This window comes from Empedobacter sp. R750, from assembly GCF_030324345.1.
GTDB lineage: Bacteria > Bacteroidota > Bacteroidia > Flavobacteriales > Weeksellaceae > Empedobacter > Empedobacter falsenii_C.
This window is the reverse complement of sequence record NZ_JACAGF010000020.1, coordinates 21,534-47,074: the sequence shown is the minus strand read 5'-3', so window position 1 is coordinate 47,074 and position 25,541 is coordinate 21,534. Positions and strand designations below refer to the sequence as shown.

The window sequence follows — 25,541 nt, the reverse complement described above, 5'->3', positions numbered from 1 at the left end:
TAGTGTACTCAAACTCTTTTCTCTTCTTTTTATACTACAATTTAAGATTTTCAAATCTAAAGGAACTCGTTTCAGAATCTCATCTAATATTCAATTACAATTATTATGGATAAAGAATTTGAACTAAAAAAATATAGAGATTTAGTAGTTGCGACTTTAGATTATTATATTGTTCATCTTGCCTTTAATAATGAAATGAAAGATGAATATATTCGTTTAAAAACTTAAGCAGAAGAATATTATTCAAAAAGAAAATTAACTATTTTAAAGAATTGGTTTAAAGATTTAACTTTTGATTTTATCGAAGATAGAGATTTTGGTTTTAATGAATATTTGATAAAGACAACCAATTATGAAATTGATATTTTTGAATCATATTTTAAAAGAATCGAAAAGATAATTGAGAAAGATCAAATTAAAACTGATAGTCAATTTTACGAATTAAAAAATTATGTAGATTATTTAATTCAAAATAATAATTCTGATAAAGTTCTTATTCAAAGAATAAATGAACTTCTTTTGCGTTTTGAATCTAAGAATTAGAATAAAAATCACTTCAAAAAATAAACTAAAATCAAAAATCCTTTACATTTTCATTGAAATTGTAAAGGATTTTTAGGTTGGTTGAAAAATATTCGCAAAAATTATGCCTATAATTTTTATAACTTTAAATAATAACTAAATTTGTAAGGATAAATTAAAAAATTATGCAATCGTACGGAATTAAAGCCTTATTAGAAAAAGGCAAGGATTTGTTGCTACAGGAAGTAGTTGTAAATGGATGGGTAAGATCGTTCAGAAGTAATCGTTTCATCTCGTTGAATGACGGTTCTACAATTAATAATATTCAAGTAGTAGTAGATTTCGAAAATTTTGACGAATCAATTATAAAACAAATTTCTACAGCAGCTTCTTTACAAGTAAAAGGAGAAGTGGTAGAAAGTGAAGGAGCAGGTCAAGATATTGAAATTGTTGCGAAAGAAATCAAAATTTTAGGAACTGCGCCATCTGATGATTTAAAAGGAACTATTTTACAACCAAAACAACATAGTTTAGAGATTTTGCGTGAGCAAGCACATTTACGTTTCAGAACAAATGTTTTTGCTGCAACTATGCGTGTTCGTAATGCGTTAATGTTCGGAATTCACAAGTATTTCAACGAAAATGGATTTGTTTACATCAACACGCCAATTATTACAGGATCTGATGCTGAAGGAGCAGGAGAGATGTTTCATATCACAAACTTGGATATGGAAAACTTGCCTAAAAACGAAGAAGGAAAAGTAGATTATACACAAGATTTCTTTGGTAAATCGACTAACTTAACGGTTTCTGGACAGTTAGAAGGAGAAACTGCAGCAATGGGATTAGGTAAAATTTATACATTTGGACCTACTTTCCGCGCAGAAAACTCGAATACTTCTCGCCACTTAGCTGAATTCTGGATGATTGAACCAGAAGTTGCCTTTTTCCGTTTAGATCAAAATATGGATTTGGCAGAAGATTTCATGAAATCTGTTATCACTTACGCAATGGAAACATGTAAAGATGATTTGAAATTCTTAGCAGAACGTTTTGACAAAGAGCAAAAACAAAAACCAGAAGCAGAGCGTTCTGAATTAGGTTTAATTGAGCGTTTAGAATATGTTTTAAATAACAAATTCATTCGTTTAACTTATACAGAAGCAATTGATATCTTAAAAGATTCTAAACCAAATAAAAAAGGTAAATTCAAATATCCAATCGAAGGTTGGGGAGCAGATTTACAATCAGAACACGAACGTTATTTAGTTGAGAAACACTTCAAAACTCCAGTTATTTTATTTGATTATCCAGCAGAAATCAAAGCATTTTACATGCGTATGAATGATGATGGAAAAACTGTTCGTGCAATGGACGTTTTATTCCCTGGAATCGGAGAAATTATCGGAGGTTCTGAGCGTGAAGAGCGTTTAGAAGTTTTAGACGAAAAAATGGAAAAATTCGGAATCGATAAAGAAGAATTATGGTGGTACCGAGACACAAGACGTTTCGGTTCTGTGCCACATTCAGGTTTCGGTTTAGGTTTAGAGCGTTTGGTATTATTTGTAACAGGAATGGGTAACATTCGTGACGTAATTCCTTTCCCTAGAACACCGAATAACGCTGAATTTTAATAAAAATATTTTTACGGATTTATGCTTAAAAATTGTAACTTTAAGCTAAATCCGTTTTTTATATAAGCCAAACCCAAAAATATGTTAAAGCAGGAATTAAATTTAAAATTACAACAAAAACTATCGCCCCAACAAATTCAATTAATGAAGTTGGTTCAGCTTCCTACGGTTGCTTTTGAACAACGCGTAAAGGAAGAGTTGGAAGAAAACCCTGCTTTGGATGATCAATCTTCTGAATATGATGAAGATTACGGAGGAGAGCAGGAAGAATGGGACAATCAGAGTGATGATTTTGGCGATGAGCAAGTGATTGATACAAGTGATATCAATATTGATGATTATTTGAGCGATGACGATATCCCAAATTATAAAACGTATACGAATAATTATAGTGATGATGACGAAGATAAATCTGTTCCTTACGCGCAAGGAGAGAGCTTTATCGAGTTTTTGACATCGCAATTATATACGAATCGATTAACTTCGGAACAATTTCAAATTGCTGAATTTATCTTAGGAAATATTGACGATGATGGTTATATGCGTCGTGATATTAAATCGTTGGTTGACGATTTAGCATTCTCGCAAAATATTTACACTTCGCCAGAAGAGGTCGAAAATTTGTTGATTAATTATATTCAACGAATGGATCCAGTTGGTGTAGGTGCGCGTGATTTGCAAGAATGTTTATTGATTCAATTAGAAAATAAAAATCAAACTGAAGCAGTAGAACTAGCCGAAAAATTAATTTCAGAATCGTTTGATGCATTTACGAAAAAGCATTATTCTAAATTGATGGCAAAATATGATGCGGATGATGACGAGTTGCGTGATGCAATTTCGGAGATTGAACGTTTGAATCCAAAACCAGGAAAATCATTTTCGAGTAGTAATAAAATTGTAGAGCAAATAACGCCAGATTTTACGATTCATATCAACGATGGCGATTTAGAATTGTCGTTAAATGGACGTAATGTACCAGAATTGAAAATTTCGAGTGCGTTTGCAGAAATGTTAGATACATACAAAAAAACCGAAAATAAATCGAATCAACAGAAAGAAGCTGTGATGTTTGTCAAACAAAAGTTAGATTCTGCGAAATGGTTTATTGATGCGGTTCAGCAACGTCGTAATACGCTTTTGTACACGATGGAAGCGATTATGAAATTTCAAAAAGAATATTTCTTAACAGGAGATGAAACGAAAATCAAACCGATGATTTTGAAAGATATTTCAGACAGAATTGGAATGGATATTTCGACAGTTTCTCGTGTTGCGAATTCAAAATATGTCACAACACCTTACGGAACATTTTTGATTAAAGATTTGTTCTCAGAATCGTTAACAAATGATGAAGGTGAAGAAGTTTCAACGCGCGAAATCAAACGAATTTTGCAAGATGTAATTGCAGATGAAGATAAGCGTAAACCTTTGACAGATGAAAAATTAACTGAAATTTTAAAAGAAAAAGGTTATCCAATTGCTCGTCGTACAATTGCAAAATATCGTGAACAACTAAATATTCCAGTTGCGCGATTGAGAAAAGAAATCTAAAATTTTTAGACATATAATCAAACAAAAAAAGAGCTTTTTATAAAGCTCTTTTTTTGTTTTTACCCCAAGTTGTCATCCATTCAAAATAATCTTCTTTATATGAATTATCATTTAATTGCGTAATAATTTTTTGTTGTTTTTCTTTGTTCAAATCATCATCAATCACAGAAAAATTTAAGAAAATATCTTTACCGATTAATTTTGAAAAGAAATTTTCATTCTTTAATTCTTCTAAAACTTCGATACATTTTTCATTAATTTTATTCTGAAATTGATAAAACCAATCTTCGTCATCGTCGTGTTTATCAACTATTTCTTTGCATATTTGATTGATTTCTTGAAAAGAATTTTCAGCTCCTAAATAATCATATTTCCATTCAGAAGGCTCGTATTTGTAGTAACAAAAATCGTCTTCATCCGAAACTTTTTCTAAATGTTCTACAGAATTTGCCGAAGGATGAATAGCTATTTTCGAGTCGTTATTGCACAAGGCAAAAGCGTAAAGGTCTTGGGAAGGATTTTCGTTATAAATTTTCAAAAAGGCTTGTTTGGTTGATTGCACTAATTTGTTTTTTAATTCATTAAAATCCATTCATTTATATTTTTTTAATCGTTTAAAATTATTTTTTTGAAATGTAGTAAAATTCTTTAAATATTAAATCATTGTTAATTTATTTTTTAAAGACAAATTCAATTATTATTCATTTTCTATGTAACTTTTCTACAATTCACACGTCATTATAGTAAACAAACCTAATATGTCTAAATTATATATACCAATTTTATTATTTGCCTCGACCTCGATTTTTGCGCAACAACAATATAAAGGAAGCTTGCAATATGCGAATCAAACGTCTGTTAGTTTGGCTGATGTGATTATTCTGAAAGATGATCAAATTATTGATGAAATTTCAACTGATGATAAAGGAAATTTTGTGGTCGAATTACCCGAAGGAAATTATACGTTTCGAATAGAAGAAGCTGGAGTTTTACTTTATACTCAAACGATTTTATGTGGACAAAATCAAGATTTAGGCGTAATAATTCTTCCAAAAACTGAAAACATTACATTAACTGAAACAGTTGTAAAAAGTCAAAAAAAATTAATTGAAAAGAAAGTTGATCGACTTGTTTTTAATGCAGATTTAGCGGAAGGAGCGAAAGGTGGAGATGCGTTAGATTTGCTAAAATTGGCGCCTCGTGTGAAGGTTGATAATGATGTAGTTTCGATAATTGGTAAAAGTACTTTGCGCGTGATGGTGGACGATCGTTTGTTGGAAATGTCTGGTGATCAATTGACAAATTATTTAAAAACACTTCGAGCTGATGATATCGAGAAAATAGAAGTAATTACAAATCCGCCCGCAAAATATCAAGCAATAGGAAATAGTGGAATTCTCAATATTGTATTGAAATCTGGAAAAAAAGACTCGTGGAATGGGAGTTTGTCGTCATCATTGCAACATTATAACAAACCATATTGGAACAATAGTGCATCGTTTAATTATCGAAAAAATAAATGGACATTAGTCTCTAATATTTTTGGAGGTTTTGGTGAATATGACGGAATTGGACAATCGGATATTTATTTTACAAAAACCAATGAAGTTTGGACCGAAAGAGAAAAAAATAGTGGTAAAAATAGAAATATTGGCGGAAAATTAGGGTTGGATTATAAAATTTCGGAGAAATTGACGACTGGTTTTACGGTTGATTTATATGCTGGAAATCGAAAAGGAACTGGTGGTACGAAAACAATGATAAATAGTTTGGATAAGAACGAATTGTTGAGTTATATTTTGAATGATCGAAATGGGAGCAAAGGAAACACGAAATACAATACTTTAAATTATCACGTGATTTATAAAATGGATACCATCGGAAAAAAACTGACATTTGATTTTGATTGGGTAAATTTTAATAACAACAATACAAGTGTAACTTCTAATCGATTTTTTGACTCAAATAATGTTGAGAATACAGCAGAATATCAAGGAAATAAAAGTTTGTCCGATCAAAAAGCAAACAATTATAGTTTGAATATTGATATGGAACATCCCGTTAATACTTGGAAACTAAATTATGGTGGACGTTATAGTTGGACTAAAAATAATAGCGATAATTTATTTTACAATACTTCGTCTGGTTCACCTGTTTATGATGAAAAGTTGAGTAATGGTTTTTATTATGACGAAAATATTTTAGCTTTTTATGCGAGTATCGAAAAAGATATTTCAGAAAAATGGTCTGCAAAAGTTGGTTTGAGATACGAAAATACAGATGCAAAAGGTTTTTCTCCGCAAGAAAATCAACATGATACCTATAAATATGATGGGCTATTCCCAACGGCTTATTTGATGTATAAACCAGCTGAAAATCATTCATTAAGTGTAAATGTTGGGCGCCGTATTGATCGACCTTTTATGGGACAATTGAATCCGTTTCGTACCATTTATTCTCCTTATTCTTTTGCCGAAGGAAACCCGAAGTTAAAACCTTCTTATTCGTATAATTATGAGTTGGAATATGCATACAAAGATTTGGCAGTTACAACATTATATTACAGAAATTCTACGGATGAAATCAATCAAATTGTAGTTGTAAATCCGAGCGAAAATACGCAAAACTGGATTCCATACAATTATGCTGATTCGGAGAGTTTTGGGATTAGTGAAAATGTAAATTTTAAGCTTGTAAAATGGTGGAAAGTCAATGGAGCGATTGATTTGTATTACAAAAAAACGAAAGGAATTATTCCAGAATATAATTATGTATTGGATGGATTTAATGGAGAATTTCGTTTGACAAATAATTTGGAATTGAATAAATCGAAAACATTGTTATTTAATCATACCACAAATTATACAACAAAAACGATTGATGCTATGTCAAGAAGTCGCGCTAATTGGAGTACAGCTTTTGGTTTGAGAGCGTTATTTTTGGATAAAAAATTCGAAGTTTCGTTTAATGTGAATAATGTATTTAAAGATAGAGCTTGGCAAGATGAAAGCTTTAGTAACGATACAAAATTTGTTTATACAGGACAATCTGCTCGCTATTATCGCGTTGGAATTCGATACAATTTCGGAAAATCATTTACAATAGAACAATCAAAAAGTAGTTCAGAAAAAGGAAGATTGTAAATTTCAAAAACAAACACCAATATCATCGAATATTGGTGTTTGTTTTTTATTTGATATGAAAGATTTTATTTCTTCTCCATTTTATAAAACAATAAAATCACAAAACTAATTGCGAATGAAACACCCATTGCAAGCGCCGAAGCTTTCATTCCGCCAGAATATTCAATCAATAATCCGTAAATAACTAAACCTAAGAATAAGGCAAATTTTTCGAACACATCATAAAAACTAAAATAGGTTGTTGTGTCTTCTGTTTCTGGTAATAATTTGGCGTATGTAGAACGTGATAAAGCTTGCAAACCTCCCATTACAAGACCAACCATTGCAGCCATTACGTAAAATTGAGTTTTTACATTTGGATCATTTTTATTAATTAAATAACCAATAATACACGTAATAATCCAGATAAAAATACCGATTAATAAAGTTTTCTTATTTCCTATTTTTCCTGATAGAAAAGAGAATAACCATGCACCTAAAACAGCTTCAATTTGAATTAATAAAATAGTCATAATCAATTCTGAAGATTCCATTCCAATTTCTGAACTTCCAAACATTGCAGCCATCAAAAAGATAGTTTGCATCGCTAAACTGTAAAAGAAAAATCCAGCCAAAAAAACACGAATATTTTTGTATTGATTCAGATCTTTGAAGGTATGTTTTAAATTTCTAAAACTCGATTTGATGATATCTTTCGGAATTTCACGATCATATTTGTGATTTGGTAATTTACTTAATGCAATTTGTCCAAAACCTAACCACCAAACTCCTGTTAATAAGAAACTTATTCGGGTAAACAAGCCTTGTTTTTCTTCTGGTGCAAATTGTATCATCGCCAAACAAATCGTTAATAAAATAACAGAACCAATGTAGCCAAACATATAACCTTGCGCTGAAACTTTATCCATTTTTTCGTCCGAAACAATTTCTGGTAAATAGGCATTGTAAAAAACTAAACTTCCCCAAAAACCTATGCTTGCGGTGATATTGAGTAATAAAGCTAACCAAACTAAATCGCTTGATGTGAAGAAAAACATTCCGATGCACGAGAACGATCCTAAGTAACAAAAAAAGCGAAGAAATTTGATTTTATTTCCGATTAAATCTGCAATTGACGACAAAACTGGTGACAAAACAATCACAAAAAAGAAAGCAATTGCTAATGAAAAATTGAATGCGGATTCTGGTAATAATCCTAAAAATTTGATCGGTTGATGATTCGCATCATAGGTCATTAAAGTATAATAAACCGGAAAAATAGCAGAGGCAATAACTAAAGAATGAACAGAATTTGCCCAATCGTAAGAAATCCAAGCACGTATTAGTTTGGGATTATCTTTTGTATTCATAAATTTTTTATAGTAATGTTGGTTAAACTTAAGAATAATTTATCAAAAATAATGTTTCGTAAAAATTAATTGTTCAATCTTCTATTCTTTCAGTTCAAATTTGGTTAGTTTATTGCCTTTGTAACAATAAAATTCATAACTATCTTCTCCAATTTTGAATACTTTTTCGAGATGGATTTTATCGTAATTAGGTAAAATTTCATTGTATTTTTTCAATAATTTTTCAGGTAATTCATTCGGTTGAATTGGACGTTCAATCTCAAATTCACCATCTAACGAATATTCCATCACAAAATCGCTGTTTCGCCATTTCAAAGTTGTTTCATTTTCGTCACCTTTACTTGTTGTTGTAAGTTGTACCTTATCTTCTTGAATGATTTTTTGAGAACTTGTATAAAAAAGTGTAATTCCAGAAATAACCATTGCCGCATAGCCAACTTTTCTGAAAATAAAATCGCTAAAATAAGGTAAAATATATTTGACCGTATAAGAAGAAATAATTGAAGCAACTGCAATCGTCAACCCAAGTAATAAAGCGTTTTTTGAGTATAAACCAAGAACAATATAAATGATTAGTTTTATGATATGAAGTATAATTTCGTTGGCAGCTCGTGTTGCAATAATTTCTTCTTTTGTTAAACCATATTTCAAATAAAATCTGTTGAACAATAAACCAATTGCACCTGTTATTCCAGATACAAATCCAGCTAAAAAACCAACAATAGCTAAAATATATTTTGGCGAAGGTTTTTCTTCATTATCTTGTTGTTTTTTGTTTAGAAATAATTGTGGAACATTTGAAATTAATAATACAGCAACAATAATTTGCAAATAAATTGGGTTGATAAATTTGATTAAATAAGCACCCATTAAAACTGCTGGAATTGAAAATGGCACAAACCAAAAGAAGATTTTCCAATGTACAGATTTTCTGAAAGCCGCTATTCGAGAGGCAGAACTTGTAAATGTTCCGATTGTTAATGAAAAAGGGACTAGAGAAGTTGGAATAATAAGATTGAGGATTGGAATTAAGATTAAACTTGCGCCACCGCCACAAATTGCACTTATCCAAAATGCTAAAATTGCTCCAATAAATAGGAGAAAAATAGTAAAAATCATGATCAGAAATTTTATTCTGACACAAAATTAGGACGATGATTTTAGAAATAAATGCTTAAAGACTCATCTTAAGTAAAACTTAAGAATAGGCAAATCTTAATTGAAAAAGATGATTTTTTGGATAAATTGTTTGCGAAATCTGTTGAAAATTATTTTTTAATAAAGCTTTAGACGAGGCGATATTTTCTTTTTTTACCCAAGCTTCAATCAGCATATATTTTCTCGATTTCAATTCTTTCGAAATCAGATTGATAATTCGTGTTGCATAACCTTTGTTCCAAAATTGTTCATCAATCGAATAGCCAATAATCGCTTTGTCGTGCACAGGTTGAAACATTACAGTACCAATCAGGGTTTCAGAAGATTTTTCGATAACAGCAAAACGAAATTCATATCCAGAATTCTTTTTTTCTTTATCTCTTTCCAGCATTTTGTACGAATCTTCGATCGTTTTCATTGGTGTGGTTTCGCGATATTTCATGGCTTCAGCATTCGAATAAATTTCGAAAAGTCGTGTCACATCAGTATCCAAAAGCTCTCTGAAATAAATTAATTCGTCTTCCATATTTTGGTTTTAAGAATTTGCTTGACGTTCTAATTTTTCAATCAATAATGCTTTTGCGTTTGTAAGAGCATAATCTTTAGCTTCGGCAAAAGAAACATTATATTGTCGTTTAAGTGATTGAATATCTTTTGGTAAATCGTTTAAAAGTTTATCGTAATAAACATCTAACATTTCGGAAGTTGGCATTTTGAAATCAATTTTTAACTGAAATCTTCTCAACAATGCGACATCAATAATATGTGGATGATTTGTAGCAGCAATCAACAATGAGTTTTGCGGTAAATAGTCAATTAATTGAATTACAGTGTTCACCAAACGACGCATTTCGCCAACATCTTTGTCATCATTTCCACGCGCTTTTCCGATTTGGTCAAACTCATCCAAAAATAAAATTGCTTTTTCACGAGCAGCTTTATCAAAAAGCATTCGAATATTTTGTGAAGTTTCACCGATTCTTGACGAAACAATATTACTTAAATTCAGAATCAATATAGGTTTTCCGATTTCATTTGCAATTGCTTTTGCAGTTGTTGTTTTTCCACAACCCGAAAATCCATGTAACAAAATTTTATTATTGACAGGCAAATTATATTTGCTCAATTCCTCTATATATCGATGTTCTTTGATAAGTTGTTTTACTTGAGCAAGATTTTGATCATCTAAAAAAACATCATTCAAAGAAATTTCTTCCTTATCGTCAACAATTAAATCGTAAATATTCATATCAATTTTACTTCAAGACTCAAAATTAAACTATTTTAATCCGAAAGCCGATTTTTAGCACAAAAAAAGCTTCAGATTTCTGAAGCTAAAATTTTAAACCATCATATGAGAACTGATTGCAATCCTATTCCAAGCATTAATCGTGGTAATTGCAAGAATGATAATCGCAATATAATTTTCAGAAAAAAGTGTCAATGCTTTTTGATAAGTTTCTTCTGATAAACCATGTTGACTAATATTTGTAATTTCTTCAGTCATCGCCAATATTACACGTTCTTCCTCTGTAAAAAGTGTCGTTTCTCGCCACGCATTCAACAAAAAAATACGTTGATTTGTTTCGCCTAATTTCATCGCGTCTTTGGTGTGCATATTAATACAAAAAGCGCAACCATTGATTTGTGAAGCTCTAATTTTAATAAGTTCTAAATGCAATTTATCTAATTCAGAATTTGCTAAAAAATTCTCTAAACCATACATCGCTTCGTAAGCTTTTGGTTCTAATTTTTGAATGTTTAATCGTGATTTCATTTCTTAATTTTTAACAAAGTTCGTCGATTATTTTTTCAATAAAATTAAACTAGTTTAAGAAAACTCTTTCTTTCGGATTTCGCTTAAATATTCGGGTGTGAAACCTAAATAAGAAGCCAATAAATATTGCGGAACACGTTGTAAAAACTCAGGAAAATTTTTCTTGAAATGAAGATAAAATTCCTCTTTCGAAAACTCTTTCAAATATTTGGAACGCATTTGAGCAGCAGCATTTGCTTTTTGATAAATTTGTTTGAAATACGAATTGAAAATCGGATGTTTTTGGCATAGAATTTCTTCGTTTGCCTTACTCATTTTTATAATGATAGAATTTTCTACAGCTTGAATATAAAACTCAGAATTTTGTTGATTGATATAAGAAAATAAATCCGTCATCCACCAATTTTCGATAGCAAAATCAATGGTTTGTTCTACACCGTTTTGATTGATGAAAAATGATCGAATACATCCAGAAACAATAAAATAATTATATGTACTAATTGTTCCTGCTCTTTGAATCATTTCTTTTTTCTTCACCGAAAACTCTTCAAAATATTGGACTGAATCAAGAAATTCTTCTTCAGAAATTGAAGTGAAAATTTGCATATGTTTCTTTAATTGATCGAAAGAATTTTCCATTTTATAAGCTTAATGTATTCGTCTTTAAAATTAACGATTAGTTTCCGAAAGAACTTAATTTAGTTCAAAATTAATCAGAATTATAGCTAAAATTTGGAGTGCAATTTGCTTGAAATGAATCGTTGAAAGAACATGAAAATAATCTGTAAAGATTTGTCATTATTTTTTACTTTTACGAACCAAAAAATAACAATAATATGGCTTCAGGAATATTTGCAATTTTAGATGATATTGCAGCATTGATGGATGATGTAGCGGTTACAAGTAAAGTGGCAGCGAGTAAAACAGCAGGAATTTTAGGAGATGATTTGGCTGTAAATGCTGAGAAAGCAACGGGATTTTTGTCTTCGCGTGAAATACCTGTTTTATGGGCAATTACAAAAGGTTCTTTTATCAATAAATTGATTATTGTTCCAATTGTTTTGACACTAAATCATTATATGCCAGAAGTGATAAAATATGTTTTGATTTTGGGAGGTTTTTATTTAGCTTTTGAAGGTGTAGAGAAGATAATCGAGTTTATTTTTCACCGTCCAAAAAAAGGTTCAGAAGTTATTCATGAAGATAAAGTAGAAGATAAGAAACAAGTTTCGGAAAAATCAAAAGTGAAATCTGCGATTATTACAGACTTTATTCTTTCGATAGAAATTGTGATTATTGCATTGAGTACAGTTTTGGAACAACCAATGTTGACACAAGTTTTTACAGTTTCGTTTATTGCAATTTTAGCAACTATTGGTGTTTACGGGATTGTAACTTTAATTGTTCGTATGGATGATGCAGGTTTTAAACTGATAAAAGCATCACATGACAAAGGAGCTGTTTCTAAATTGGGACACTTTTTGGTTGATGCATTGCCTTATGTGATTAAAATTTTAGGATTTGTAGGGACTGTTGCGCTTTTATTGGTTTCAGGCGGAATATTTGTTCACAACATCGATTATATTCATCATCATTTACCTACAGCAATTCCAATGATGATTAACGAAGCTTTGATTGCATTAGTTGCAGGATTATTGGTTGTGTTACTTGTTACAATAGTTAAGAAAATAATAGGTTTAGCTAAAGGTTAGGAGATAGAATAGATTTAGAAAAGAATTGTTTCCATTTAATTAAGAAATAACCTTTATTATCCTCAAATTACGCGCATTCAACGTATCTTTAGGACAATTAAACAATAAATTATGAAAATAAAGTCGATAATAGCACTTTTTTTTCTCGCTACCACTTTTACTTTTGCTCAAACAAAACAGATTCTGATTGAAAATGTTAGAATTTTAGATCATCAAACTCAAGCATTAACATTACCAATGAATGTTTTGGTTTCTGGTCAAAAAATTGAAAAAATTAGTTCTGCAAAAATTTCATCACCTACTCAAGATGTTGTAAAAATAAATGGAGGAGGAAAAACATTGATGCCAGGTTTAATTGATGTTCATGTACATATGGTATTTGATTCATTGACGATGACGCAAATGATGTCGCCAGATATGTCAGAAGAAATGTTAATGAATAAAGTTGGCGAAGCTTCTCACAAAATGTTGATGCGTGGTTTTACGAGTGTTCGTGATGCTGGTGGACCAATTTTTCCTTTGAAACTAGCAATTGATAAAGGTAAAGTTGTAGGGCCTAGAATTTGGCCTTCGGGAGCAACGATTAGTCAAACGGCTGGTCACGGAGATTTTAGAACTCCAGACGAACGTTCTCGTAGATTCTTTGGAAAAGCATCTCGTGCAGAGGAATTAGGAGCTACTTTTATTGCTGATGGAAGAGATGAAGTTTTGACAGCAACAAGAGAAAATTTACGCTTTGGTGCGAGTCAAATCAAATTAATGGCAGGTGGTGGAACGTCTTCTGCTTATGATCCGATTGATGTTACGCAATATACTTTTGACGAAATGAAAGCGGCTGTTGATGCTGCTGAAGATTGGGGGACATATGTAATGGTACATGCCTATACGCCGAGAGCAGTGCAACGTGCCGTGGAAGCAGGAGTGAAGTCAATTGAGCATGGTCAAATGTTAGATGAAGAAACATTGAAAATTCTTGCTAAAAAAGGTGTTTGGTTAAGCCTTCAAAATTTGATGGATAATAATGAAAACATGGACGAGCAGCGAAAAGAAAAACGTAAACCAGTTTTGGATGGTCAAGATAAAGTTTGGCCATTAGCAAAAAAACTTGGTGTGAAGCTAGCATGGGGAACGGATTTCTTGTTTGAACCTGAGTTGAATGATGAGCAAAATAGTTATATTTTACGTCTTCAAAAATGGTTTACAAATGCTGAAATTTTGAAAATGATTACACAAGATAATGGAGAACTGTTGCAATTATCTGGTTTAAGAAGCCCATATCCAGGGAAATTAGGTGTTGTAGAAGAGAAAGCTTTAGCAGATTTGATTTTGGTTGATGGAAATCCGTTGAAAGATTTATCATTAATAGCTAATCCTGATAAAAACTTTTTAGTGATTATTAAAGATGGTCAGATTTATAAGAATACAATTAAAACTAAAAAGTAAAATTATTGTACATCATAAAAAAAACGAGGTTAATTTTTATTTACCTCGTTTTTTTAGTTATAAAAATTAGAAATTTTAGATCTTATTTATCGGCTTGAAATTTGTTGAAAAAGTCAATGGTTTGTTTATAAAAATGTTGATTTTGAATAAGTAAAACTGTAAATTAATAATTAAATCTTAATAAAAATGTCAATACCAGAGAATGTTTATTATAGAGTAATTCTTCCAGAAGATGAGATTATAGCTACTTTACTTATTGTCCATGGTATGCAAGAACATAGTGGGCGATATGAAAATTTTGCAAAGTATTTGGCTGACAAAGGAATTCTAGTTTTGTTATATGATCATTTAGGACATGGAAGAACAGCTAAAATAGAAGAAGATTACAGTTTTTTCTGCTTAGATAATCCAAAAGAAAATTTAATAAAGACGGCAAAAGATTTAGCTAAATTGTTAGAGAATGAATACCCTTTATTACCACATTTTATTTTGGGGCATTCAATGGGATCGTTTATAACACGTTGCCTACTTCAAGAATATGGAGACCACTTTGATGGTGCTATAATTATGGGAACAGGAGGTAGAATTCCTGGAATTAAATTATTGAGTAGTTTTTTAAGTATTCTAAATAAATTGATTCCTCATAAAAGAAGTCAATTACTTAATACTATTTTTTCAAAATCGAATAATAAACATTTTCAAAATGAAGAAAATTTTCATGAGACTAATTGGCTTAGTTTAGATGAGTTAAATCGTTTAAATTTTCTGAAAGATCCTCTTTGCGGAATACCTTTCACTGTTAACGGTTTTTATACTTTGATTAATTTAAATATACAAGCAACAAAAAAGAATTGGGCAAAAGCTATACCGCAATCTTTACCTATTTATTTTGTGAGTGGAGCAGATGATCCAATTGGTGATTTTGGTAAAGGAGTTTTGCAATCGTATAAAGATTTAAAGCAAAATGGATTTCAACATGTAACAATGAAATTATATCCAAACTTGAGACATGAAATATTGAATGAATCTATCAAAGATGAAGTATATCAAGATATTGTAGATTGGTTAATGGTTTTGATAAATCATAAAAAAATAGAGCAAAAAGACGTTTAATAAATCTTTTTGCTCCAAAAAAATAATTCTCCTAAAAGAACACCAGAAACATTCCAATAACTGAAACTATTTCCTTCAGGTTTTCCTTGCGGAATTTTCACTTGTATGCTATGTTTTCCAGCTTTCAAATCTCCTAAATTAATAAAATATGGATTTGTAATTGTTCCTGGACACCAATTAGAACGGCTATAATCGGATGATGACAAACCATTATCAAAATTACCAGAAGCTGGATTGTAAGCGCGATAAGAACCACAATCTTGTCTCCAAGGAACTATATTAAATACTTTTTGTCCATCAAGAAAAATACTATTTTCTTTTGGAACAAATTCATCTCCATTTTCCCAACCGCCATGTCCAGTTGTTGTAAAACGCAATTTAGCATTGTTGTAATCTTCTTTCAACGTGAATTCTACTGTAAAACCATTCGAATTTTCGAACAAAGTAGGATATTCCTGTCCAGCCATTTCCATCACATTTGCAGTATTGAAAATTGGTAAAACTTTTTTGATAGGCAACGTTGTCGTTGAACTTGACGGATGAATAGAAATATTAGCAGTAATTGTATGTCCGCCTTGATCATAATTTCCAATGAAGAAACCAATCAAAACTTCTTGATTAGATAATAAACCTTGAAATTCTGTGATTTCTTGACGATATTTCGCTTCGGTTTCCCAAGTTTGATTTTTTAATTGAATATGATTGAATTTATTAATTCCAAAAGGTGTGAAAAAGCGCATTAATTCTATCGTTGGCGAATAATTTTCTGTCAAAAAATAACCTTGGTATTTTTTATTATTTGCCGATGTATAAACAGGTAATTCGTTGATTCCTTTTTGTAAACCATCCATAAACGTAATTTTAGAATCACGCGGAATCAAAAATACAGAACCTGTTCTATCGTAAGCATCGCCATTCGATTGTTGCGAAACATTTAAGAAAACTTGACTCCCTTCTTTAATTTGAGGAATTTTAATTTTTCGAACCACAACAGTTCCATTTGCAAAGCGATAAATTGAATCATTTGAAGAAAAATCTTTACTAAAATTAACTTGTTGATGTGATAAAAGTGGAATATCAACGAATTTACTTTTCCAAATAATGTCTTTATATGTCAACAAATCAACTCTATTTTGATGAAATTCTTTTTGAATAAATTGACTTGGAATCAAATCTTTTTCGCGTTCTATTTTTGAAGCTCGAATCGTTGAATTATTATTTCGAGTAAGTTCTAACACAAAACCTAAATTCATTCCAACCATTGTAGGAGAGGCATTCAAGTCCATATTGTCCACAAACCAAACGTCTATTGTATTCGAATTGATATTTGTCGTCGCTTTTTTACAACGTAAACCTAAAATTCGTTTTGTTTCTTTAGAAATCGTGAAAACTGATTTATTAAACGCGACAGAATCATTTGTAATGATAGAATTAGTCGGGTCAAATTGTGTAATCAAGGAAATAATTGATGGATTTGTTTTGGTATAATAAAACATTTCATCAGGATAATTTGAAGAATTACTAAAACTTTGTTGCTTTCCAATAACGGTTTCTTTTATATTCGCAATAACTTGTATGGGATTGCTTTCTTCCACTTTCTTTCCATTCGAAAAGCGTTCATACGTAATTTTGTAGGTTTCCTGTGCGTCAAGAACAATAGCCTGAATACAAAAAATGATAAGTAGAATTGATTTCAATTTCATGTGTGATAAATAAAAAAGGTTTACAAACGAATTGTAAACCTATAAAAATATCTGATTGTATGAAAAAATATCTTATACAAAAGCATTAATTCCTGTCACATCAGCGCCAGTAATCAATAAATGGACATCATGCGTTCCTTCGTAAGTGATTACAGACTCCAGGTTTGCAGCATGTCGCATCATAGGGAAATCGCCTACAATTCCCATTGCACCGATAATTTGACGAGATTCTCGCGCAATATCAATAGCAATTTTTACATTGTTGCGTTTTGCCATAGAAATTTGTTCAGGCGTTGCTTTATTTTCGTTTTTCAACGTTCCTAATCGCCAACATAATAATTGTGCTTTCGTGATTTCTGTAATAAATTCAGCTAATTTTTTTTGTTGCAATTGATAAGAAGCAATTGGTTTTCCAAATTGTGTTCGTTCTAATGAATATTTCAAAGCAGATTCATAACAATCAATTGCAGCGCCAATTACACCCCAAGAAATTCCGTATCGAGCAGAATTTAAACAAGATAATGGTCCACGTAGACTCTTTACGTCTGGTAAAATTTGAGATTCTTCAATCTTTACATTTTCGAAAACTAATTCACCTGTTTTTGAAGCTCTTAATGACCATTTATTCAATGTTTCTGGCGTTGTAAAACCTTGCATACCGCGTTCTACAATAACTCCACGAATTTTTCCTTCTTCATCTCTTGCCCAAACAACTGCAATATTACAAATTGGTGAATTTGTAATCCACATTTTTGCTCCATTTAAGATATAATGATCACCATTTTTAGTCAAACGAGTTTCCATTCCGCCAGGATTTGAACCGTGATTTGGTTCAGTTAATCCAAAACTTCCAACGAATTCTCCTGAAGCTAATTTTGGTAAATATTTGCGTTTTTGTTCTTCTGATCCAAAAGAAAAAATTGGATACATCACCAACGAAGATTGTACAGATGCAGCAGAACGAACAGCCGAATCGCCACGTTCTAATTCTTGCATGATTAATCCATACGACATTTGGTCCAAGCCAGCGCCTCCATATTCTTCTGGAATATACGGTCCTAAAGCACCAATTGCGCCTAATTTTTTCATTAAATCTGGAATATCTTTATGATGTTGAGCAGCATCATCTATCACAGGTTTTATTTCGTTGTCCACAAAATCTCGAACAGATTGACGAATTAATTTATGTTCTTCGGTTAATAAATCATCAATCTTAAAATAATCTGTAGTTGAATTCATTTTATGCGGTTTTATTTTATTAAATCTAACGATTATTCATTAAATTAAAAATTATTCTGAATAATATTTATTAAAAATTTTAATTTATGAAACTTTTGACTAATTTAGGTAAAAGTTAAAACACAAAATAACACAAAAAAATGATAGAAAACGAATTAAAAGAATTAGGTATTTCTTCCGAAAATCTCGGAACATCAACAGGAAATACTTGGTTTGGAAAAGGTGAAGAGCTTTCTTCTTACTCGCCAGTAGACGGAAAATTGATTGGAAAAGTTAAATCATCAACAAAAGATGATTATGAAGAAGTGATAAAAAAAGCGCAAGTTGCTTTCAAAGAATGGCGAATGATTCCTGCTCCGAAACGTGGAGAGATTGTGCGTCAATTTGGAGAGAAACTTCGTGAAAAAAAGGCTTCTTTGGGAAAATTAGTTTCATATGAAATGGGGAAATCTTATCAAGAAGGTTTAGGTGAAGTGCAAGAAATGATCGATATCTGTGATTTTGCGGTTGGATTATCTCGTCAATTATATGGTTCGACAATTCATTCGGAAAGACCGCTGCATCGCATGTACGATCAATATCATCCGCTTGGAATTGTAGGGGTGATCTCTGCGTTTAATTTTCCAGTTGCAGTTTGGTCTTGGAATACATGTTTAGCAATGGTTTGTGGTGATGTTGTTGTTTGGAAACCAAGTGAAAAAACACCTTTGTGCGCGGTTGCGTGTCAATATATTTTAGCAGAAGTTTTAAAAGCAAATAATATTTCTGAAGGAGTTTCTTCTTTGGTAATGGGGGATAAAACAATCGGTGAATTAATTGCGCTAGATGCTCGTGTGGCTTTGGTTTCTGCAACAGGTTCTACGCGAATGGGAATTGAAGTGAATAAAGTTGTTGCTGCTCGTTTGGGTAAAACAATTTTAGAATTAGGCGGTAATAATGCGATTATTGTTACGCCAGATGCAGATTTAAAAATTATGTTAACTTCAGCTGTTTTTGGTGCGGTTGGTACGGCTGGACAGCGTTGTACTACAACAAGACGTTTGATTGTTCACGAGTCGATTTATGATAAAGTAAAAGAATCGTTAGTAAATGCTTACAAACAAATTAAAATAGGTAATCCGTTGGATACAGCAAATCATGTAGGTCCTTTGATTGATAAACATGCGGTTGAAATGTATTCAAATGCTTTGGAAAAAATTAATCAAGAAGGAGGAAAGATTATCGTTGAAGGTGGTGTTTTAGAAGGAAATGGCTTTGAAAGTGGTTGTTATGTAAAGCCAGTAATTGCTGAGGTTGAGAATCATTTCGAAATTGTTCAACACGAAACTTTTGCTCCAATTTTATATTTAATCAAATATTCTGGAGATGTGTTAAATGCAATAGAAATTCAGAATAATGTAGCGCAAGGTTTATCGTCTTCTATCATGACAAATAATCTTCGCGAAGCTGAATTATTCTTGAGTCAACAAGGTTCTGATTGTGGAATTGCAAATGTAAATCTCGGAACTTCTGGAGCTGAAATTGGTGGTGCTTTCGGTGGAGAAAAGGAAACTGGAGGTGGTCGTGAATCAGGTTCGGATGCTTGGAAAGCGTATATGCGACGACAAACGAATACAATTAATTATTCGACAGAAGTGCCATTGGCGCAAGGAATTAAGTTTGATTTTTAAAAATTTACACAGATGAGTACAGTACACGAAAGATTAGCAAAACATATATTGGCAGATGGATATCCGATTGTTATGGATATGGATAAGTCGCATGGTTCCTATGTTGTAGACGAAAATGGCATAGAATATTTGGATTTATTTTCGATGTTTGCTTCGACGGCAATCGGTTATAATCATCCACATTTGATGGCGAAAGTTGACTTTTTAGGTCGAAATGCTGTCAATAAACCTGCGATGTCAGATATTTATACAAAAGATTATGCCGATTTAATTGATACATTTGAGCGTGTTGCGATGCCAAAAGAATTGCAATATTTATTCTTTATTTCTGGTGGAACATTGGCGGTAGAAAATGCACTGAAAACGGCTTTTGATTGGAAAACAAGATTAAATTTTTCGAAAGGAATTGAGAAAGAAGCAAGTGATGTCATTCATTTTAAGCAAGCGTTTCATGGGCGTTCTGGTTATACATTGTCGTTGACGAATACGAAAGATCCTCGTAAATACGAATATTTTCCAAAGTTTGATTGGCCAAGAATTGAAAATCCGAAACGAATTTTTCCAGTTACAGAGGATAATTTATGCAAAGTTGTTGAGGCTGAAAAACGAGCGATTGAGCAAATAGAAAATGTTTTAGAAACGCGAAAAAATAAAGTTGCTTGTATTATTATTGAACCGATTCAAGGAGAAGGAGGAGATAATTATTTTCGAAAAGAATTTTTTCAGAAATTGAGAGAAATCTGTGATCGAGAAGAGATTTTATTGATTTTTGATGAGGTACAAACAGGAATGGGAATGACTGGTAAAATGTGGGCTTTTCAGCACTATGAAGTGATTCCTGATGTAATTTCGTTTGGAAAGAAAACGCAAGTTTGTGGAATTTTAGCGAATAAAGAAAAGTTAGATCAAATTCCGAATAATGTTTTCAAGGAATCAAGTCGAATCAATTCGACTTTTGGTGGGAATTATATCGATATGTTGCGTTTCAAATTAATTTTAGAAGTGATTGAACAAGAAAAATTAGTTGAAAATGCGGCAGAAAAAGGAAAATATATTTTATCAAAATTGAATGAAATAGCAAAAGAAACGAAGAAAATTCATTCGGTTCGTGGATTAGGATTGTTCATCGCATTTGATTTTTCATCAGATTTGGATCGTTCAGAGTTCATCAAAACATGTTTCGAAAATCACATGATTATTCTTCCTTGTGGTGAAAACTCTGTGCGAATGCGTCCTCATCTCAACATTTCCGAAGAAGATACCAATAAAGCAATAGAAATTATTAAATTAGCGTTAAAATAAACAGCAAAAGCAACCAAAGAAAGGTTGCTTTTTTAATTTTGTAAAAGATAAAACTAAAGTATGATAGATTCTTTTTTCTTCGATTTTGACGGAACATTACAAGGTTTTGAAAACCACGAAATCAGTGATTCGACAATCGAAGCGTTGAAATTATTAAAACAAAAAAATAAAAAAATATACATCGCAACAGGACGAAATATGGTGGATATGCCCGAACATATTTTTGAATATGGTTTTGATGGTTATATCAATAATAATGGTGGAATGTGCTCGGATGAAAACCGTCAATCATTTTTTGTAGATTATATCAATCCTAATGATATAGAGGCTTTGTTGCAATATGATGATGAAAATCCTTTTTCATTTTCGTATATGACCAAAGAAGCGTTTAGTATTAATCGTGTGAATGAAAATGTAGAAAAATCGTTTGCATATTTTGGAATGGAAGTTCCAGAAGTGGTTGATCCTCGAACTTTACCGAAAGATAATATCATGCAAATGAACTTTTTTGTAAATGAAGAACAAGAAGATTATTTGATGAAAAATGTGTTGACAAACAGTGTAGGAACACGTTGGATAGAATATTTCGCCGATATAAATCCGAAAGATATCAGTAAAATGCGCGGAATAGAACGAATGGCTGAGCGCGATAATTTAGATTTATCTAAAACAATGGCTTTTGGCGATGGCGGTAACGATATTAGTATGTTGAAAGGCTGCAAAATAGGTGTAGCCATGGGCGATGCGAAAGAGAATGTTCGTGAAGCCGCTGATTATTATACAACTTCTGCGGATAATCACGGAATATGGAATGCGCTGAAACACTTTGAGATAATTTAGAAACTTATTTTAATATATATAGAAAAAAATCCAACTTCGGTTGGATTTTTTTTCTTTTCCCAATGTTGTGTTAATTATATATTCTATTATTGTAGAATTAAAAAATAAAAATTATTTTAGAGTATTAATTATAAACTACAACATAATGAAACAATTATTACTAGCTGGATTTTTACTTTTTTCGAATTTTGGTTTTGGGCAAGAAAAGCTTATTGTCGATTATAAATACGATATAAAGCATGATGAAGAAAAAATAAAGGAGTTTGAAAGAGAGCAAGCACAAAAAGGAGGAGGTACAATAAAAATTGGTGGGTCTCCAAATATTTATTATCAATTAGAATATAATGATAATCAGTCCATTTACAAAAAAATAGAAACTATCAATAATGATCAAAATGGTAGCTCTATGGGGGCTTTTTCAATTAATATTGGAGGAGAATATAAAGATCTGATTAATGAAATAAGTAAGAAAGCGTTTCGCCAAGAAGTCGTTTTAGATAAACAAAATTTTATTGTGGTTACTCCATATAAAGATTATGAATGGAAAATTACAGATATTGAAGATACGATTTTGGGTCACAAAGTAAAAAAAGCTATTGGTAATGATAAAGGTAAGCAAATAGCAGCTTGGTTTGCGCCAGATATTAAGGTTGATGCAGGACCAAATCAAGTGAATGGATTGCCAGGTTTGATTCTGAAAACGGTGAGCGAAACGGGCGGTAAATTTGGTTCGATTATGACTTATGAAGCGGATAAAATTACCTTAAACCCTAAGAAAATGTCTAAAACTAAACCTTTAAAAGGTGAAGAAATAACACAAGAAGAATTTAAAAAATTGCAAGATGAATCTCGTCAAAAAATGAGAGAATCTTTTTCGATAGGAGTGGATAAAAAATAATTTTGAATGAAATATTTAGTAATTTTTATTAGTTTTTTTTGTTGTTTAGCTCAAGCGCAAGAAGCTCTAGAGATTGAATACGAAGAAGTTTCTATTCCTAGAATTATAGGAAAAGATGGGAAGGAAGAAAAATTGGATGATGATTTTATAAAAGCACTTTCTGTTCCAAAAAATTATGTGCTACAAATAGAAAAAGGAAAAAGTGTTTTTTCCAAGATTGAGAAAATTAATAATTCACAAGGTAACGCATCGGTTACGATGTATGGTATTTTTTCGTATAATTTTGAACAAGATTTCAATCAAAATAAAATGAAACAAGAATGGATGATAGAGAATAAAAAATACCTTGTAACTGATACCATTTCTACACATTATAAATACGAATTAACGCAAGAAAAATCTACTTATTTGGGTTTTGATGTTAAACAAGCAGTTGTAAAATATGATGATAATAATAAATCAATTATTTGGTATGCACCAAGTTTACCCAAACGTTTTGGTCCAAAAGAATTTATTAATCTTCCAGGTTTGGTATTAAAAGTAGAATCTATTCGAAATGGAATTATTGATCCATCTTATTCTTTGAAAGCAACTTCTGTTACAACAAAAGATCATTTAGAATTTAAGAAATTATTCAAGGCGAAGGAAATTTCTAAAGCAGAATTTGAAAAGCTGAAAGCTGATTATAACCAACAAAGTTCGAATGAACATCAAGGAGTAGATAAAGATTAATCTAAATAAAAATTATGAAAAAATTACTATTGATTGTATTAAGCAGTTTGTGTATTTTGTAAATGCGCAAGATATTTTAGAAGTAGAATATGATGTATATACAGTATATGACGCATGTAAAACTCAAGGTTCAGTTACAATTGATAATCGAAAATTAACTAAAGATGAGACGATTAGGTATTTTACTGAACAAATGAAAATTCCTAGACCTTATATATTAATAACGGATAAAACCGCTTCTAATTATAATCAAAAACCAACACTAAATGGTGGAAATTCAGTAAGCTATAGTTCGACACAAGGAAATGGATTGTATTACAAAGACTTGCTTGAAAATTATTATATGCACGAATCGGTTGGCTTTGGGATGGATCGAATTATCAAAGATTCTATTCCTAAAATTAATTGGACTATAACACGCGACAAAAAAAAAGTCTTAGGTTTTGATGTTCGTAAAGCTACTGCAAAAATCAATAAAGAAGAGTTTACAGCTTGGTTTGCTACTTCTTTGTCTTTTCCTTCAAGATCAGATAAGCATATGGGATTACCTGGTTTGATTTTAGAATTAGAAAGAAAAACGAACGACGATGCTGATATGGTTATTACATACAAAGCAACATCTGTAAAAGAAGCGAAGAAAAATGTAACAATAAATCAACCAAAGAAAGGGAAAATTGTTGATTTCAAAACGTATAAAGCAGAAATGGATGCTTTTTTTAAGAAACAACAAAAAATGAATAGTCAAGGAGTGGATAAAAATTAAGAGATATACTTTTAATAGGTTTGTAATAAATCACAAAGTCCTTATCTAATAAAGACAAGGACTTTGTGATTTATAAGAAATAATTATATGTTCAATTATTTTCTTTTTACATTAACAGCCATAAGACCTTTTTTTCCTTTTTCAATATCAAAAGTAACTTGATCATTTTCATTTACTTTGTCAATTAATCCAGAAACATGTACAAAAACATCTTCACCTCCGTTTGCGTTAGAGATAAAACCAAAACCTTTTGATTCGTTGAAGAATTTTACTGTTCCTTCTTGCATAGTTGTATATTTAATTAATTTATTTTTTTGATATTTGAATTGCTCTGAATCCTTTTTCAGACATTTCTTTTTTGAACTGCACTTGATCTCCTACTTTAAGTAATTCTTTTGATTCTTTGAAGTGGAAGAAGATTTTATCGTTAGAAGTTGGTACTTTAATAAAACCAAAACCTTTTGAATCGTTGTAGATATCAACCATACCTTCTATAAAAACATCTCTGTTATCAGATTCTAATCTTTTATTATTCAGCAAATCGGCTTCTTTGTCTTGTAAATGAGGTGGTACATCTGTAAAATTACCAAGTACATCAACATAGACAATCATATCTTCTAATGATTTTCCTTTGTTGTTATTCTCTTTTCTGTTCTCTCTTTTGTTTAATTTCTCTAATTTTTTTAAAGCTTTCTTTTTGCTATTTTCTTTTTTAGATGTAGAATCTGCCATAAATGTTTGTATAGATTTTTTATTATTAATACTGATAAAACCTAAGAAAACATGAATTAATTATCCAACAACATTTATATTATAATGTAGTAAAACTTACAAGTATACGTTTTAGAAAACAGAAGTTAAAATTATATTGACTAGGTCAATTAGTGAATTAAAAAAAGTAAAATAAAGAATACAATTGTAAACTATTAAGACAAAATATCTTCTTAAGTACGTTGCAAAGGTAATAAGTTTTAATGAATTAAATGGTA

Annotated in this window: 24 protein-coding genes; 13 read left to right on the top strand and 11 right to left on the bottom strand. The window is 31.0% G+C overall.

Features of this window, described 5'->3' with window-relative positions:
• Positions 1 to 105 precede the first annotated feature (105 nt).
• The 3 genes from HXZ74_RS15545 to rpoN all read left to right on the top strand — a co-directional run bounded on the left by HXZ74_RS15545 (position 106) and on the right by rpoN (position 3,710).
• Positions 106 to 228, top strand: a complete 123-nt coding sequence (locus HXZ74_RS15545; RefSeq protein WP_286476247.1) for a hypothetical protein — start codon at positions 106 to 108, stop codon at positions 226 to 228.
• 479 nt (positions 229 to 707) lie between these two features.
• A complete protein-coding gene (asnS, locus tag HXZ74_RS15540) occupies positions 708 to 2,156 on the top strand; it encodes an asparagine--tRNA ligase (RefSeq protein WP_286476244.1) in 1,449 nt (482 codons plus the stop codon).
• Positions 2,157 to 2,237: 81 nt separating this feature from the next.
• Positions 2,238 to 3,710 (top strand): RNA polymerase factor sigma-54, encoded by a 1,473-nt coding sequence (rpoN, locus tag HXZ74_RS15535; RefSeq protein ID WP_286476242.1) that lies wholly within the window; start codon positions 2,238 to 2,240, stop codon positions 3,708 to 3,710.
• A gap of 37 nt (positions 3,711 to 3,747) precedes the next feature.
• Here the strand turns inward: rpoN and HXZ74_RS15530 are convergent, their stop codons facing one another.
• Entirely contained in the window at positions 3,748 to 4,302 is a 555-nt protein-coding gene (locus tag HXZ74_RS15530; RefSeq protein WP_280061169.1) for a DUF4303 domain-containing protein, read from the bottom strand.
• 166 nt (positions 4,303 to 4,468) lie between these two features.
• On the opposite strand from HXZ74_RS15530, the gene HXZ74_RS15525 reads away from it, so the two are divergent.
• Positions 4,469 to 6,853 carry an outer membrane beta-barrel family protein gene (locus tag HXZ74_RS15525; RefSeq protein ID WP_286476240.1) on the top strand — a complete coding sequence of 795 codons (2,385 nt, stop codon included), beginning with the start codon at positions 4,469 to 4,471 and terminating at the stop codon, positions 6,851 to 6,853.
• A 65-nt stretch (positions 6,854 to 6,918) separates the two neighbouring features.
• Here the strand turns inward: HXZ74_RS15525 and HXZ74_RS15520 are convergent, their stop codons facing one another.
• From HXZ74_RS15520 to HXZ74_RS15495, 6 genes are all read right to left on the bottom strand, one after another.
• A complete protein-coding gene (locus HXZ74_RS15520; RefSeq protein WP_286476237.1) occupies positions 6,919 to 8,202 on the bottom strand; it encodes an MFS transporter in 1,284 nt (427 codons plus the stop codon).
• 81 nt (positions 8,203 to 8,283) lie between these two features.
• Positions 8,284 to 9,321 carry a sulfite exporter TauE/SafE family protein gene (locus HXZ74_RS15515; RefSeq protein ID WP_286476235.1) on the bottom strand — a complete coding sequence of 346 codons (1,038 nt, stop codon included), beginning with the start codon at positions 9,319 to 9,321 and terminating at the stop codon, positions 8,284 to 8,286.
• A gap of 79 nt (positions 9,322 to 9,400) precedes the next feature.
• On the bottom strand, positions 9,401 to 9,886 hold the full coding sequence (locus tag HXZ74_RS15510) for a GNAT family N-acetyltransferase (RefSeq protein ID WP_280061173.1): 486 nt from the start codon (positions 9,884 to 9,886) through the stop codon (positions 9,401 to 9,403).
• A 9-nt stretch (positions 9,887 to 9,895) separates the two neighbouring features.
• Positions 9,896 to 10,609 carry an AAA family ATPase gene (locus tag HXZ74_RS15505; protein WP_280051170.1) on the bottom strand — a complete coding sequence of 238 codons (714 nt, stop codon included), beginning with the start codon at positions 10,607 to 10,609 and terminating at the stop codon, positions 9,896 to 9,898.
• 93 nt (positions 10,610 to 10,702) lie between these two features.
• A complete protein-coding gene (locus HXZ74_RS15500; protein ID WP_286476233.1) occupies positions 10,703 to 11,137 on the bottom strand; it encodes a carboxymuconolactone decarboxylase family protein in 435 nt (144 codons plus the stop codon).
• Positions 11,138 to 11,191: 54 nt separating this feature from the next.
• On the bottom strand, positions 11,192 to 11,776 hold the full coding sequence (locus HXZ74_RS15495; RefSeq protein ID WP_286476231.1) for a Crp/Fnr family transcriptional regulator: 585 nt from the start codon (positions 11,774 to 11,776) through the stop codon (positions 11,192 to 11,194).
• Between the two features lie 197 nt (positions 11,777 to 11,973).
• Between HXZ74_RS15495 and HXZ74_RS15490 the strand changes: the two genes are divergently transcribed.
• From HXZ74_RS15490 to HXZ74_RS15480, 3 genes are all read left to right on the top strand, one after another.
• A complete protein-coding gene (locus HXZ74_RS15490) occupies positions 11,974 to 12,849 on the top strand; it encodes a DUF808 family protein (protein WP_286476229.1) in 876 nt (291 codons plus the stop codon).
• Positions 12,850 to 12,960: 111 nt separating this feature from the next.
• Positions 12,961 to 14,292, top strand: a complete 1,332-nt coding sequence (locus tag HXZ74_RS15485; protein ID WP_286476227.1) for a metal-dependent hydrolase family protein — start codon at positions 12,961 to 12,963, stop codon at positions 14,290 to 14,292.
• 186 nt (positions 14,293 to 14,478) lie between these two features.
• Positions 14,479 to 15,405 carry an alpha/beta fold hydrolase gene (locus HXZ74_RS15480; RefSeq protein WP_038335880.1) on the top strand — a complete coding sequence of 309 codons (927 nt, stop codon included), beginning with the start codon at positions 14,479 to 14,481 and terminating at the stop codon, positions 15,403 to 15,405.
• Here the strand turns inward: HXZ74_RS15480 and HXZ74_RS15475 are convergent.
• Positions 15,402 to 17,108, bottom strand: a complete 1,707-nt coding sequence (locus HXZ74_RS15475; RefSeq protein WP_286476225.1) for a PNGase F N-terminal domain-containing protein — start codon at positions 17,106 to 17,108, stop codon at positions 15,402 to 15,404. The genes HXZ74_RS15480 and HXZ74_RS15475 overlap by 4 nt on opposite strands.
• Before the next feature lie 72 nt (positions 17,109 to 17,180).
• The gene (locus HXZ74_RS15470; protein ID WP_038335874.1) at positions 17,181 to 18,347 is read right to left on the bottom strand and encodes an acyl-CoA dehydrogenase family protein; all 1,167 of its coding nucleotides are present in this window, start codon (positions 18,345 to 18,347) and stop codon (positions 17,181 to 17,183) included.
• A 140-nt stretch (positions 18,348 to 18,487) separates the two neighbouring features.
• Here HXZ74_RS15470 and amaB point away from each other — a divergent pair, with 140 nt between their 5' ends.
• The 6 genes from amaB to HXZ74_RS15440 all read left to right on the top strand — a co-directional run bounded on the left by amaB (position 18,488) and on the right by HXZ74_RS15440 (position 24,552).
• Positions 18,488 to 20,017 (top strand): L-piperidine-6-carboxylate dehydrogenase, encoded by a 1,530-nt coding sequence (gene amaB / locus HXZ74_RS15465; RefSeq protein ID WP_038335873.1) that lies wholly within the window; start codon positions 18,488 to 18,490, stop codon positions 20,015 to 20,017.
• A 12-nt stretch (positions 20,018 to 20,029) separates the two neighbouring features.
• The gene (lat, locus tag HXZ74_RS15460) at positions 20,030 to 21,319 is read left to right on the top strand and encodes an L-lysine 6-transaminase (protein ID WP_286476223.1); all 1,290 of its coding nucleotides are present in this window, start codon (positions 20,030 to 20,032) and stop codon (positions 21,317 to 21,319) included.
• Between the two features lie 60 nt (positions 21,320 to 21,379).
• The gene (locus tag HXZ74_RS15455) at positions 21,380 to 22,159 is read left to right on the top strand and encodes a Cof-type HAD-IIB family hydrolase (RefSeq protein WP_038335870.1); all 780 of its coding nucleotides are present in this window, start codon (positions 21,380 to 21,382) and stop codon (positions 22,157 to 22,159) included.
• 145 nt (positions 22,160 to 22,304) lie between these two features.
• Positions 22,305 to 23,057 (top strand): GLPGLI family protein, encoded by a 753-nt coding sequence (locus HXZ74_RS15450; protein ID WP_052217824.1) that lies wholly within the window; start codon positions 22,305 to 22,307, stop codon positions 23,055 to 23,057.
• A 6-nt stretch (positions 23,058 to 23,063) separates the two neighbouring features.
• Positions 23,064 to 23,789, top strand: a complete 726-nt coding sequence (locus HXZ74_RS15445) for a GLPGLI family protein (RefSeq protein ID WP_280061180.1) — start codon at positions 23,064 to 23,066, stop codon at positions 23,787 to 23,789.
• A gap of 49 nt (positions 23,790 to 23,838) precedes the next feature.
• Complete coding sequence (locus tag HXZ74_RS15440; protein WP_280061181.1) at positions 23,839 to 24,552, top strand: GLPGLI family protein; 714 nt, start codon at positions 23,839 to 23,841, stop codon at positions 24,550 to 24,552.
• A gap of 95 nt (positions 24,553 to 24,647) precedes the next feature.
• Here the strand turns inward: HXZ74_RS15440 and HXZ74_RS15435 are convergent, their stop codons facing one another.
• Both HXZ74_RS15435 and HXZ74_RS15430 read right to left on the bottom strand, forming a co-directional pair.
• Positions 24,648 to 24,839, bottom strand: a complete 192-nt coding sequence (locus HXZ74_RS15435; RefSeq protein ID WP_135837000.1) for a cold-shock protein — start codon at positions 24,837 to 24,839, stop codon at positions 24,648 to 24,650.
• Between the two features lie 19 nt (positions 24,840 to 24,858).
• On the bottom strand, positions 24,859 to 25,284 hold the full coding sequence (locus HXZ74_RS15430) for a cold shock domain-containing protein (RefSeq protein ID WP_219033988.1): 426 nt from the start codon (positions 25,282 to 25,284) through the stop codon (positions 24,859 to 24,861).
• Positions 25,285 to 25,541 lie beyond the last annotated feature (257 nt).